Here is a 13,101-nt window from a genome sequence, read left to right on the forward strand (position 1 = left end):
TAGGGTCTGGCTCCAGCCGCGAACCGGACGTTCAGCGCGTTGCTGTCATCAGGATCCACCCGTCTTCACAGTCACTGACGTCGAGCGCCAGGAAGGGCGAATAGGCCGCCTTGAGCTCATCCGCCTGGCGTTCCAGAATACCCGCCAGCACCAGCGAACCGCCTTGCGCGACATGGGCGCACAACAAGGGCGCCAGCACCTTCAACGGCGTCGCCAGGATGTTGGCCAGCACGATTGCGTAGAGGCCGCCGGCCTTGTCCGGCAAGCCGGCGTTCACACTCACCCCGTTCGCTTCAGCGTTCAGACGCGTGGACTCGACGGCGGCTTCATCGATATCGACCGCGTCGATGTCCGTGGCGCCAAACTTGGCGGCCCCGATGGCCAGAATTCCAGAGCCACACCCGTAATCGAGGACTCGACCGAACGGGCCCGGCTGCCGTGCAATCCAGCGCAGACACATGCGCGTGGTCGGGTGCGTGCCGGTACCAAAAGCCAGGCCGGGGTCCAGTCGGATGGTCTTTCGCGCCTGGGTCGGCACTTCATGCCAGGTCGGAACGATCCAGAAATCGGGCGTGATCTCGACCGGCGCAAACTGTGACTGCGTCAGACGCACCCAGTCCTGATCGGGCAGCGGCGACACACCAAGCAGCGCGCAACCCGCAAAGAAATCCTGGGCCTGCAACAGGTCGGCCGCGTCCCGCGCGCCTTCTTCGGCTGCAAACAGCGCCAGAATCCGCGAGCGCTGCCAGCCGTCCTTCGGCGGCGGCATGCCCGGTTCGCCAAAAAGTGCCTGCTCGGCCGGCGTCTGTGCGTCGGCATCTTCGACCGACACACTCACGGCATCAAGCGCCTCCAGCGCCTCGCTGAGCAGTTCGACCCGGTCCTCCGGGCACATCAGGCTGAGTTCAAACACAGCGGCGGCCCCGGTCGGCACCTGGTCGGCTCATCGGGCGCGGTGGCTCAGCCACTCTTCCAGGTAGTGGATGTTGGTGCCGCCAGCCATGAACTTCGCATCCACCATCAGTTCCCGATGCAGTGGAATGTTCGTGCTGATCCCTTCGACCACCGTCTCCAGGAGCGCCGTCTGCATGCGGGCCAGCGCCTGTTCACGGGTATCGCCGTGGACGATGATCTTTCCGATCATCGAGTCGTAATTGGGTGGCACGAAGTAGTTGGCGTAGACGTGCGAGTCAACCCGCACACCCGGCCCGCCCGGCACATGCCACATGGTGATGCGGCCGGGCGACGGCGTGAACTTGTAAGGATCCTCGGCATTCACGCGGCACTCGATCGCGTGGCCGCGCAACTGGACCTGGCGCTGGGTGAACGGCAGTTTCTCGCCCGCCGCCACCATGATCTGCGTGCGCACGATGTCCACCCCGCTGATCAGTTCCGTCACCGGGTGCTCCACCTGCACGCGGGTGTTCATCTCGATGAAATAGAACTCACCGTTCTCGTACAGGAATTCGAAGGTGCCGGCGCCCCGGTAACCGATCTTCTTGCATGCGGCCACGCAGCGGTCCCCGATCCTCTCGATCAGACGCCGTGGAATACCCGGCGCCGGCGCCTCCTCGATGATCTTCTGGTGGCGCCGCTGCATGGAGCAGTCGCGCTCGCCCAGATAGACGGCGTTCTTGTACTTGTCGGCCAGAATCTGGATCTCGATATGGCGCGGGTTCTGCAGGAACTTCTCCATGTAGACCGCCGGGTTGCCAAACGCCGCCCCGGCTTCGGCCTTGGTCATCTGCACGGCATTGATCAAGGCGGCCTCGGTATGCACCACGCGCATGCCGCGGCCGCCGCCGCCGCCGGCCGCCTTGATGATCACCGGGTAGCCGACCGTCTTGGCGATGCGCCGGATCTGCACCGGGTCGTCGGGCAACTCGCCGTCCGAGCCGGGCACGCAGGGTACGCCGGCCCGGATCATGGCCTGCTTGGCGGCGACCTTGTCGCCCATGATCCGGATCGACTCCGGCGTGGGCCCGATGAACTGGAAGCCGCTTTTCTCCACCCGTTCGGCGAAATCCGCGTTCTCGCTCAGAAAACCGTAGCCGGGGTGGATGGCCTCTGCGTCGGTCACCTCGGCCGCCGAGATGATGGCCGGCATGTTGAGGTAACTCAGTGGAGAAGCCGCCGGCCCGATGCACACCGCTTCCTCGGCGAGCTTGACGTACTTGGCCTCGCGGTCCGCTTCGGAATAGACCATGACGGCCTTGACGCCCAGCTCGCGGCAGGCGCGCTGGATTCGCAGGGCAATTTCCCCGCGGTTGGCGACCAATATTTTCTTGAACATGCTGGACGATGAATTGGGACGGGCCGGCGCAGCGGGCTTATTCGATCACGAACAGGGGCTGGCCATATTCGACCGCCTGCCCGTTTTCACCCAGGATCTGCGTGATCGTTCCGGTCTTGTCGGATTCGATCTCGTTGAGGATCTTCATCGCCTCGATGATGCAGATCGTCTCGCCTTCCTTGACCTGGCTGCCAATCTCCACAAAGGACTTGGCGCCCGGGCTGGCAGCACGGTAGAACGTGCCCACCATGGGCGACTTGACCACATGCCCGACGGGCGCGGGTGTCTCTGGCACGGGTTGCGGTGCAACGGCCGGCGACAGCGCGGCCGCAACCGGAACGACCTGCGCAACCGGCGCCGCCATCGGGGCCTGGAGAACCGCACCGCTGCTCTTGACGATTCGGACCTTGCCTTCGGCTTCGGTGATTTCGAGTTCACACACGTTCGATTCGGACACGAGGTCGATCAGGGTCTTCAGTTTGCGCAAATCCATGGGGTCTCCTGCATTGGACAACGTGAGGTTGCGGAATTTACCGCAAATTCACTCATCATTCATTTATTTCGGTTTATTTATTGTCTTTTTCTCTTAAACCGAGCCAACCCCCATACGAATACATGACATCGGCGACGCCGCCCGCCTCATTTGAGCAAGGCCCACTGCGCCAGGTCCGATGCTGAAACCTTGCCCATTTTACGATGCAGCAGGTCGCCATCCGACCCCAGGACCACCGAATACGGCAGTCCGCCAGCCAGGTTGCCAAGAGACTTGACCATCTCCAGCCCGTCCGCACCGGCCAGTGCGACCGGAAATCCCAGTGGCATCCGGGCCAGAAAAGCGCGCACCGCAGCCGCCTGATCGATCGCGATGCCCACAACTTGAAAACCTTTACCCGAATTTTCGCGATAAAAGCGATCAAGTAGCGGCAATTCCTCGACACAAGGCGGGCACCAGGTGGCCCAGAAATTGATCAACAGGGGCTTGCCCCGAAAGGACTCCATCGCCAGACGTCCACCCTCTGGGGTCTCGAACGTCCGGCTCCAAAGACCCCCAACCTCCGCCAAGGCACCCGGCGCCGGCGCATGCGGCTGCAGGCGCCACCAGGCCAACCCGGCGCCACCCACGGCGGCCAGGGCCCCGGCACCGGCCAGAATCAGGCGACGACGCTTCGCCACCCGCTCACCGGACGATTCGGCCGGGGTCTGCGCGTTCGAATTCATGGCCGGATCATGCCTCAATCAAGGCCCGCACCGCCGGCAGGTCCCCACGCGGCTTTCGCCCCCGGCGATCGGGCTTGAGCGCCCCGCGCAGGTCGTCATGGTCGTAGATCAACAGGTGCACGCCCACGCTTTCGCCGAGTTCCGGGCAGCGGCTGTGCAGGCTCAGCGCATCAACCGTCTCGCCATTGAATCCAGTGACGGACCGCACGTCGTAGTCCACCTGGTGATCGATCAACGCGATCTCAGCCGATTTGGGGTCATCGCAGAACAACTGGATGTAAATATCCGACCACCGCGTCGCCGTGCCATGCCAGACGGCCCCGCCCAGATGGGGCCGAAAGTCAGCCAGCCGCGCCATCCAGACCGCGGCCAGGCGGCGCAAGGCCGCCAGTTCGCCCGGCTGGGTATCGGCGCAGAACAGTGCGATGTAGTCCCGCACCGCCTCTTCCACCGCGTCGTTGTCCGGCAGGCCAGTACGCGCAGGCAGGCCCAGCGCCTTGAGTGCACGGCGCTTGGCCGGCCCGTATTCCAGGCCTTCCTCCACCACCAGGCGCGCCGCGGTCTGGGCAATCTCAAACGAAGTGTCATCCATCGAGGGATATTCTGCATTGCCCAGCCTGCGCCGTCCCCCTACAGTGACTTTCCCGCGCGCCAACCGAGGAGATGCACCGTGAAAAGCACCATGATGAACGTACCCCTGTCGCTCAACCACCTGCTTGAGCGCGCCGGCACCCTGTTTCCTGCCACTGAAATCGTCTCGCGGCGGCCTGACAAGTCCCTGGTACGCCACACCTTCGGCGCGTATTACCGCCGCACCCGCGCCCTGGCGTCGGCGCTGCAAGGCTTGGGGCTGCAAAAGGGCGATCGCGTGGCCACCCTGTGCTGGAACCACCATGCGCACCTGGAGTGTTATTTCGGCATCCCGGCCGCCGGCGGGGTGATGCACACGCTGAACCTGCGGCTGTCGCCGGATGAAATCGGCTGGATCGCCGCCGACGCCAAGGATCGCTTCCTGGTCATCGACGACGTGCTACTGCCGCTGTACCGGCAGTTCGCGCACCTGCACGCCTTCGAGAAGGTCATCGTCTTTCCCTTCTCCGGCGCCCCGGTGCCGGCCGAATTCACCGACTACGAGGCTCTGCTCGCCACGGGCGACCCGGTCGGTTTCCGGTACGCGCCCCATGACGAAGACGACCCCGTCGCCCTGTGCTACACCTCGGGCACCACCGGCCGGCCCAAGGGCGTGGCGTATTCGCACCGCTCCACCATCCTGCACACGCTGGTGGCCAGCCTGGGAGATTTCTGGGGCCTGCGCGGCACCGACGTGGTGCTGCCGGTCACGCCCATGTTCCACGCCAACAGCTGGGGCATGCCCTACGGCGCAGTGATGATGGGCGTGAAGCTGGTCTTCCCTGGCCCGCACCTGCACCCGGACGACCTGCTCGACCTCATCACCCTGGAGCCCCCCACCTTGTCCCTAGGCGTGCCCACCATCTGGATGAGCCTGATCCAGGCCTATGACGCGGCGCAGGACCCGGCCTCGCCGAACCACGGCCGCTGGAAGCTGCCGGCCGGCATGCGCTCGCTGGTGGGCGGCGCGGCCGTACCCGAATCGCTGATCCGCGCCTTCGACCGTCACGGCATCTGGATCCTTCAGGGCTGGGGCATGACCGAGACCTCGCCCGTCTGCACGGTTTCCTACCCCAAGGCTGAGCTACGCGACGTATCAATGGACGAACGCTACCGCCGCGCCGCCATGGCCGGCGTGCCGGTCCCGCTGGTGGACCTGCGCGTGCGCGGCGACGACGGCACCGACCAGCCCTGGGACGGCAGGAGCGTGGGCGAGATGCAGGTGCGCGGCCCCTTCATCACCGGCAGCTACCACGAGGTGCCGGTGACCGAGGACAAATTCACCGCCGACGGCTGGCTGCGCACCGGCGACGTGGCCAGTGTGGATGCCCTGGGTTTCGTCAAGATCAGCGACCGCACCAAGGACCTCATCAAGTCCGGCGGCGAGTGGCTCAGCTCCGTGGACCTGGAAAACGCGCTGATGGCGCACCCGGCCGTGGCTGAGGCCGCCGTGATCGCCATCCCCGACGAAAAATGGAGCGAACGGCCGCTGGCCTGCGTGGTCTTCAAGCCCGGGCAGACGGCCACGCCCGACGAACTGAACGCGCTGCTGCTGCAGAAACACTTTGCCAGATGGCAGCTGCCCGAACGCTACGAGACCATCGACGCCGTGCCGCGTACCTCCACCGGCAAGTTCTGGAAGCTCAAGCTGCGCGAGCGTTTCCCCGCCTGACCCCGTCACCATGTTGGGAGCTATCTTTTCAATAGCTGATCATGACCATTCGACGCTGGGTTACACCTAAAAAAGCTATAAAACTGCCTAGAATCGGCTGATGCACATCCACATTCTCGGCATCTGTGGCACCTTCATGGGCGGCCTGGCCGCCCTGGCCCGTGAAGCCGGCCACACCGTGACCGGCTGCGACGCCGGCGTCTACCCGCCCATGAGCGACCAGTTGCGCGCCCTGGGCATCGAACTGATCGAAGGCTTCGACGCCAGCCAGATGGCGCTCAAGCCCGACGTATTTGTCATCGGCAACGTGGTCAGCCGCGCCCGAAAGCCCGACGGCACGCCCAAGTTCCCGCTCATGGAAGCCATCCTGGATGCCGGCGCGCCCTACACCAGCGGCCCGCAGTGGCTGGCCGAGCACGTGCTGCAGGGGCGCCACGTGCTGGCCGTGGCCGGCACCCATGGCAAGACCACCACCACGTCGATGCTGGCCTGGATTCTGGAAAGCGCTGGCCTGGAGCCCGGCTTCCTGGTCGGCGGCGTACCGGTCAATTTCGGGGTCTCGGCGCGCCTGGGTGGCGGGACGGCGCAGGGTTTTGCGCAGGTCAAGGAGGAGCCCGCACAGCGGGCGGGGGACACGGAGCAAAAGCCTGCGCCGTCTCGCCGCCACCCCCTTTTCGTCATCGAAGCCGACGAGTACGACACCGCCTTCTTCGACAAGCGCAGCAAGTTCGTCCACTACCGCCCGCGCACGGCCATCCTGAACAACCTGGAATTCGACCACGCCGACATCTTCGACGACCTGGCCGCCATCGAGCGGCAATTCCACCACCTGGTGCGCACGGTCGCCTCAACGGGACGGGTGGTTGTCAACGGGCTGGAGGAAAGCCTGACCCGTGTGCTGCACGCCGGCTGCTGGAGCGAGGTGCGCAGCTTTGGCAGCGCGGTGTGCGACTTCACGGCCGAAGGCGAACCCGGTCACTTCGACGTGCTTGAGCGCGGGGTCCGGGTCGCCACCGTGGACTGGCCCCTCGGCGGCGTGCACAACCAGCTCAACGCCCTGGCAGCGATCGCAGCCGCGGAGCATGTCGGCGTGTCGCCCGCCATCGCCGCGCAGGCGCTGGGCACGTTTCAGAACGTCAAGCGCCGCATGGAGGTGCGTGGCACGGTGAACGGCATCACCGTCTATGACGACTTCGCCCACCACCCCACGGCGATTCGCACCACGCTGGACGGACTGCGGCGCCAGGTAGGCCCGAACGCGCGCATCCTGGCGGTGTTCGAACCGCGCAGCAACACCATGAAGCTCGGCACCATGAAGGCCCAGCTGCCCGGCAGCCTGATCGATGCCGACCTGGCCTTCTGCCACAGCGGCGGGCTGGACTGGGACGCGCGCGCAGCGCTGACCCCGATGGGCGAACGCGCCCAGGTGGCCGACAGCATCGACGCGCTGGTGGCGCAGGTCACGGCCAAAGCGCGGCCCGGCGACCACATCCTGTGCATGAGCAATGGGGGTTTTGGCGGCGTGCACGCCCGCCTGCTGCAGTCACTACAAAATAAGTAGCAAACAATGACCATCCCACGCTGGGGAATGGTCATTTTCGTCGCAAATCACGGCCCGAGGCCGCCGCGCGGGCCTGCGGATCAGTACGACACGCTCATGGTGGCCAGATCCACCGTGATCACCGGCTTGGCCAGTGCCGCGCTGGCCGCGCGGGCGAAGGTCTGACCCCAGGTGGGGTCGGCCAGCAGTTCGGCACCACCAGCCTGCGCCACCACCAGCACCTTGTCGGCCAGCAACAGCTTGCCGCTGGCGCGCAGCGGCTCGCACTCCAGCTGGGTGAACTGCTCGTCCAGCCACTGGCGCGCCACATCAGGCGCCATGGGCTCCACGCCCACCAGCTCAAATGTAAATTCCTGCCGCTCGTCGATCAACACCCTGACTTCGTGACGCATGGTTTACCTCGGGATCTTTGGGGAATCTGCAATCCCGATACTGTAAACCGGTTTCGGGGGGCCTCAGCGACCCCGCCGCGCCTTCACCGCATCGGCCAGCACCTGCAGCGCCGTCAAGGTGTCGTCCCAGCCCAGGCAGGCGTCGGTGATGCTCTTGCCGTATTCCAGCTTGTGCACGTCGTCCTTGCCGGGGGTGAACTTCTGCGCGCCGGCGCTGATGTGGCTTTCGATCATCAGGCCGAAGACGTGGCGGGAGCCCCCCGCGATCTGTGCGCCGATGTCCCGGGCGACGTCCACCTGCCGCTCGTGCTGCTTCGAGCTGTTGGCATGGCTGCAGTCCACCATCAGCGTGGCGGGCAGTTTGGCGGCCTCCAGCTCCTTGCAGGCGGCGGCGACACTGGCCGCGTCGTAGTTCGGCGCCTTGCCGCCGCGCAGGATGACGTGGCAGTCCTTGTTGCCGTTGGTCTGCACGATGGCCACCTGGCCGTTCTTGTGCACCGACAAAAAGTGGTGGCCGCGCGCCGCCGCCTGGATCGCGTCCAACGCGATCTTCAGGTTGCCGTCGGTGCCGTTCTTGAAGCCGATCGGCGCCGACAGGCCCGAGGCCAGCTCGCGGTGCACCTGGCTCTCGGTGGTGCGCGCACCAATGGCGCCCCAGGCGATCAGGTCACCGATGTACTGCGGCGAGATCACGTCCAGGAACTCGCTGCCGGCCGGCAGGCCGAGGCGGTTGATCTCGATCAGCAGCTGGCGAGCGATGCGCAGACCCTCGTCGATGCGGTAGCTCTCATCCAGATAGGGGTCGTTGATCAGGCCCTTCCAGCCCACCGTGGTGCGCGGCTTCTCGAAATAGACGCGCATGACGATCTCCAGCGTGTCGGCGTAGCGGTCGCGCAAGGGCTTCAGGCGCCGGGCGTAGTCGAGCGCGGCGGCCGGGTCGTGGATCGAGCACGGGCCCACCACCACCAGCAGGCGGTCATCCTTGCCGGCCATGATGTTGTGGATGGTCTTGCGGGTGTGGGTGATCAGCGACTCCACGGGCGTGCCATGGATGGGGAAGAAGCGGATGAGGTGTTCAGGTGGGGGCAACACGGTGATGTCCTTGATGCGAGCGTCGTCGGTCTGGCTGGTTCGATCGGCGGGACGCTGGGTCCAGGCATCACTGGACGGGTTGGCTTTGGGGGTCATCACGGGCTCCTTGGAAAGTTGATCAGGGTATACAGGGGCAATAAAAAACCGCCGGGCTGTGAAGCTGCGGCGGTTTTCAGTGAGGGGTTGGGGTGCTTACGCGCTCGCCTCTCGTCCGCCGGGGACCGAGAACCAAAAGTAAAAATAAAAAGCGATGCGCGTTTGCATAAGGCGTGAATGTAGCACAGGCTATTTGACGGGCCGCTGACGCACGGACGCCTTGCACGCCATCAGGCCGTGCCGCCGACGGTCAGGCCTTCGATGCGCAGCGTCGGCTGGCCCACGCCCACAGGCACGCTCTGCCCTTCCTTGCCGCAGGTGCCGACGCCGCTGTCCAGGCGCATGTCGTTGCCGATCATCGTGACCTTTTTCAGCGACTCCGGGCCGCTGCCGACGATGGTGGCGCCCTTCACCGGGTATTGGATCTTGCCGTTCTCCACCCAGAAGGCCTCGCTGGCGCTGAAGACGAACTTGCCCGAGGTGATGTCGACCTGCCCGCCGCCGAAGTTGGTGGCATACAGACCCTTCTTGATGCTCTTAACGATTTCCTTCGGGTCCTTGTCGCCACCGAGCATGTAGGTGTTGGTCATGCGCGGCATCGGCACGTGGGCGTAGCTTTCGCGCCGGCCGTTGCCGGTGGGCTTGACGCCCATCAGGCGCGCGTTCATCGCATCCTGGATGTAGCCCTTCAGGATGCCGTCCTCGATCAGCACGTTGCGCTGGCTGGCGTGGCCTTCGTCGTCCACGTTGAGCGAGCCGCGGCGATCCGCGATGGTGCCGTCGTCCAGCACCGTGACACCCTTGGCCGCCACGCGCTGGCCGATGCGCCCGCTGAAGGCACTCGATCCCTTGCGATTGAAGTCGCCCTCCAGCCCGTGCCCGATGGCCTCGTGCAGCAGCACGCCCGGCCAGCCGGGGCCCAGCACCACCGTCATCTCGCCGGCCGGCGCGGGCCGAGCGTCGAGGTTGGTCAGCGCGGCCTTGACCGCATCGTTCACATATTCAGCGATCTGGTCGTCGGTGAAATACGCCAGGCCGAAACGCCCGCCGCCGCCGCCCGAGCCCATCTCGCGCCGGCCCTTGTGCTCGGCGATCACGGTCACCGACAGGCGCACCAGCGGGCGCACATCGGCCGCCAGCGTGCCATCGGCGCGCGCCACCATCACCACGTCGTATTCACTGGCCAGTCCGGCCATCACCTGCACCACGCGCGGGTCCTTGGCACGGGCCAGCTTCTCGACCCGGCCCAGCAGCTCGACCTTGGCGGTGCTGTCCAGTGACGCAATCGGATCCTGGCCACCGTAGAGCGAACGGCTGCCGGCCACCTTGCGGGCAGGCGTCTTCACGCGCCGGTTCTGCCCCGACGCCGCAATCGAGCGCACCGTGAGCGCCGCATCCATCAGCGAGGCTTCTGAAATATCGTCCGAGTAGGCAAACGCCGTCTTCTCACCCGCCACCGCTCGCACACCCACGCCCTGGTCGATGCTGAAAGAGCCGGTCTTGACGATGCCCTCTTCCAGGCTCCAGCCCTCGGAGCGGGTGTACTGGAAGTACAGGTCGGCGTCGTCGACCTTGTTTGTGGTGATCGCCGCCAGCGCGCGCGTCAGATGCGATTCGTTCAGGCCAAAGGGCGCCAGCAGCAGGGATTGGGCCGTGGCCAGACGTTCGAGGGTGGGTTCGCGGGAGATCATAGGGGGATTGTAGGGAGACTGCCCCTCTGATGTAGTGTTTGATTCTTTAGTGGACGTAAATTGATATCCCTGCATCCAACGCGCTGCTACGGTTTGCATTGGAGTGATCAATCGAGAGTTGCACCGGACATTTCTCTGACAAATGAACAAGAGCGCGAGCGGATTCGGCTTGTCCGCTCCAGGCCCACCAGCGTGAGGTTGGCGCAACGCGCGCAGATCGTGCTGCTGGCGCGCAGGGCCTGCAGAACAAGGACATCACCGAGCCATTGGGCATCGGGCGCGTGCAGGTTGCGCGCTGGCACCAACGCTACCTGGATTAGGGGTTGCAAGGGATTGAGCGCGACCTGCCGCGCGGTGCGCCACCGGTGAAGGGGATGTGGCCCGGCTGGTGGAGCCGACCACTCAAACGACGCCCGAGGCCGCCACGCACTGGAGCACGCGCACGATGGGCGCGGCCACCATGCACATAACTACGAGCGCAACGGCACGACCACTCGGTTTTCTGCGCTCAACGTGCTGGATACTCGGGTCATCGGCAATGCCAGCAGCGCCACACGCACGTCGAATGGCTGAAGTTGCTGCCCCAGATTGATCGCCAGGCCCCCAAGGGCAAGGCGCTGCACCTGATTGCCGACAATTACGCCACCCATAAGCACCCCACTGTGCAGGCGTGGCTGGACAAGCATCCACGATTGCACATGCACTTCACTCCAACCTCGGCCTCGTGGCTAAACATGGTCGAGCGTCTCTTGCGCCACATCAATACCGAACGGCTACGCCGAGGCATGTTCGCCAGCGTGCCGGAACTGGTGGCGGCGCCATCGATGAATACGTCGTGCATCACAACATCAATCCCAAGCCGTTCATCTGGATCAAGAGCGTTAGCGACATCCTGCAAAAGGTCATTTGCGCCAATAGCCGCTTAGATCCTAAACACAGAATGCAACATTACACTAGACAAGGAGTGCACCGTACGGAAGTGCGGCTATTGGTGAATGCCAAGGTGTTTCCTGGACCTTTTCTTAGTCGAACCTTTTGTCGAAACGCCTTTTCTTTGCCTCCTGTCAATCCATGAACGCCTGCAGCGCCGCTGCAGTCTCGTCGGGCAGCTGCTCGGGGATGAAATGCCCCGCCGGCATGGCCCAGCCGGTCACTGCGCCGGCACACTGAGCCTGCCAGAGCGCCAGCGGATCGAACAGGCGCTGCACCACGCCGTGCTCGCCCCACAGCATCAGGGTGTCGCAGGCGATCTTGTGGCCGCGCGCGCGACTCTCGCGATCGTGTTCCAGGTCGATGCCGGCGCTGGCGCGGTAGTCCTCGCAGGCGGTGTGGATCGCCTCATCGCGGCAGAAGCAGCGTTCGTACTCGGCCAGCGCGCGCGGCTCGATGTGGCCCAGCCCGCCGCTGCCCCAGCCGCCGAGCTTGGCGTGCAGGTACGCGCGCGGGTTGCCGCCGATCATCAGCTCGGGCAGCGGCGTCGGCTGGATCAGGTGGAACCAGTGGTAGTAGGCGCGCGCGAAATCGAAGTCGGTGCGCGCGTACATGTCCAGCGTCGGCGCGATGTCGATCACGCAGAGCCGGCGCACGCGCGCCGGGTGGTCCAGCGCCAGCCGGTGCGCCACGCGGCCGCCCCGGTCGTGTCCGCACAGGGCGAACGCGGCGATGCCCAGCGTGTCCATCACCGCAATGAGGTCCTGCGCCAGGGCGCGTTTGCTGTAGTTGCTGTGGTCCGGCAAGCCCGGCGCGTGTGACGAATCCCCGTAGCCGCGCAGGTCGGGCAGGACCAGGAAGAAGTCGTGGCGCAAAAGCTGCGCCACGCGGTGCCACATCGCGTGGGTCTGGGGGAAGCCGTGCAGCAGCATCAACGCCGGCTTGTCGCGGTCGCCACCCAGGCGCGCAGCGATCTCCGCGCCGTTCACAGCAAAGCGGCGTTCCTCAAAGTCCTTGAACCAGCCAGTCATTGCGTTTTTCTTTCCATGAACTTGCGCAGGTTGTGGGCCGCCCGCTGTTTCACCTTGTTGCGCAACATGGGCGTCCAGCCCAGCAGCAGGCCCGGCGCGCCGAGCGCCTGGCGCGACCAGGCCCAGAAGTTGAAGCGGTCGCGGTGCGCGACGATCAGGCCTTGCGGGTTGAAGGTGAAGGCGGCGTCGATGCGGTTGAGCACCAGACGCCCGGTGGCGCTGAAGCGGTAGTGGGCGTCCCAGTGGGCGCGGCCGGTCTTCTCATCCGCCTCGATGCCGCTGGCTTCCAGCTTCCAGTCGTCCCGGCCCTTGGCCCGGGTGGCCTCGCACAGCATGCGCCACATGCTCACGGTCTGCGCCTTGCCCCGCAGGGAAAACACCTCGTCGTCAAAGCGCACGTCGTCGGCATAACACGCGGCCATGCCCTCGGGGTCCAGTTGCGCGAAGGCCGCGTAGAACTTCGTGATCGTGTCGGCGTTCGGATGCATGGGAGCC

Annotated in this window: 12 protein-coding genes and 1 pseudogene; 3 read left to right on the forward strand and 10 right to left on the reverse strand. The window is 65.3% G+C overall.

Going from position 1 to position 13,101, the window contains the following annotated elements:
* Nucleotides 1–31: 31 nt before the first annotated feature.
* The 5 genes from prmA to ACMUOY_RS12550 form a co-directional block, all read right to left on the reverse strand.
* A complete protein-coding gene (gene prmA / locus ACMUOY_RS12530; RefSeq protein WP_413893059.1) occupies nt 32–913 on the reverse strand; it encodes a 50S ribosomal protein L11 methyltransferase in 882 nt (293 codons plus the stop codon).
* Between the two features lie 30 nt (nt 914–943).
* Nucleotides 944–2,293, reverse strand: coding sequence for an acetyl-CoA carboxylase biotin carboxylase subunit (gene accC, locus ACMUOY_RS12535; RefSeq protein WP_413893060.1), 1,350 nt, complete (start codon nt 2,291–2,293; stop codon nt 944–946).
* A gap of 37 nt (nt 2,294–2,330) precedes the next feature.
* Entirely contained in the window at nt 2,331–2,786 is a 456-nt protein-coding gene (gene accB, locus ACMUOY_RS12540; RefSeq protein ID WP_413893061.1) for an acetyl-CoA carboxylase biotin carboxyl carrier protein, read from the reverse strand.
* A 146-nt stretch (nt 2,787–2,932) separates the two neighbouring features.
* Complete coding sequence (locus tag ACMUOY_RS12545) at nt 2,933–3,511, reverse strand: TlpA family protein disulfide reductase (protein ID WP_413893062.1); 579 nt, start codon at nt 3,509–3,511, stop codon at nt 2,933–2,935.
* 7 nt (nt 3,512–3,518) lie between these two features.
* Nucleotides 3,519–4,103, reverse strand: a complete 585-nt coding sequence (locus ACMUOY_RS12550) for a hypothetical protein (protein ID WP_413893063.1) — start codon at nt 4,101–4,103, stop codon at nt 3,519–3,521.
* Nucleotides 4,104–4,181: 78 nt separating this feature from the next.
* Here ACMUOY_RS12550 and ACMUOY_RS12555 point away from each other — a divergent pair, with 78 nt between their 5' ends.
* Both ACMUOY_RS12555 and mpl read left to right on the forward strand, forming a co-directional pair.
* On the forward strand, nt 4,182–5,813 hold the full coding sequence (locus ACMUOY_RS12555; protein ID WP_413893064.1) for a long-chain fatty acid--CoA ligase: 1,632 nt from the start codon (nt 4,182–4,184) through the stop codon (nt 5,811–5,813).
* A gap of 100 nt (nt 5,814–5,913) precedes the next feature.
* Nucleotides 5,914–7,374: a UDP-N-acetylmuramate:L-alanyl-gamma-D-glutamyl-meso-diaminopimelate ligase gene (gene mpl / locus ACMUOY_RS12560; protein ID WP_413893065.1), complete on the forward strand. Its 1,461-nt coding sequence runs from the start codon at nt 5,914–5,916 to the stop codon at nt 7,372–7,374.
* A gap of 80 nt (nt 7,375–7,454) precedes the next feature.
* On the opposite strand, the gene ACMUOY_RS12565 is transcribed toward mpl, so the two are convergent.
* The 3 genes from ACMUOY_RS12565 to tldD form a co-directional block, all read right to left on the reverse strand.
* A complete protein-coding gene (locus tag ACMUOY_RS12565; RefSeq protein ID WP_413893066.1) occupies nt 7,455–7,766 on the reverse strand; it encodes a hypothetical protein in 312 nt (103 codons plus the stop codon).
* A gap of 63 nt (nt 7,767–7,829) precedes the next feature.
* Nucleotides 7,830–8,954 (reverse strand): 3-deoxy-7-phosphoheptulonate synthase, encoded by a 1,125-nt coding sequence (locus ACMUOY_RS12570; protein ID WP_413893067.1) that lies wholly within the window; start codon nt 8,952–8,954, stop codon nt 7,830–7,832.
* Nucleotides 8,955–9,184: 230 nt separating this feature from the next.
* Nucleotides 9,185–10,645, reverse strand: a complete 1,461-nt coding sequence (gene tldD, locus ACMUOY_RS12575; RefSeq protein ID WP_413893068.1) for a metalloprotease TldD — start codon at nt 10,643–10,645, stop codon at nt 9,185–9,187.
* A 93-nt stretch (nt 10,646–10,738) separates the two neighbouring features.
* On the opposite strand from tldD, the pseudogene ACMUOY_RS12580 reads away from it, so the two are divergent.
* Nucleotides 10,739–11,588, forward strand: a pseudogene (locus ACMUOY_RS12580) (IS630 family transposase); the annotation flags it as partial.
* 121 nt (nt 11,589–11,709) lie between these two features.
* Here ACMUOY_RS12580 and ACMUOY_RS12585 read toward each other — a convergent pair.
* A complete protein-coding gene (locus ACMUOY_RS12585; RefSeq protein WP_413893069.1) occupies nt 11,710–12,606 on the reverse strand; it encodes an alpha/beta fold hydrolase in 897 nt (298 codons plus the stop codon).
* Nucleotides 12,603–13,094 (reverse strand): nuclear transport factor 2 family protein, encoded by a 492-nt coding sequence (locus ACMUOY_RS12590; protein WP_413893070.1) that lies wholly within the window; start codon nt 13,092–13,094, stop codon nt 12,603–12,605. The genes ACMUOY_RS12585 and ACMUOY_RS12590 overlap by 4 nt, the downstream gene beginning before the upstream one ends.
* Nucleotides 13,095–13,101 lie beyond the last annotated feature (7 nt).

Source organism: Candidatus Skiveiella danica, assembly GCF_022705245.1.
In the GTDB taxonomy this organism is placed as follows: Bacteria; Pseudomonadota; Gammaproteobacteria; order Burkholderiales; family Burkholderiaceae_C; genus Skiveiella; species Skiveiella danica.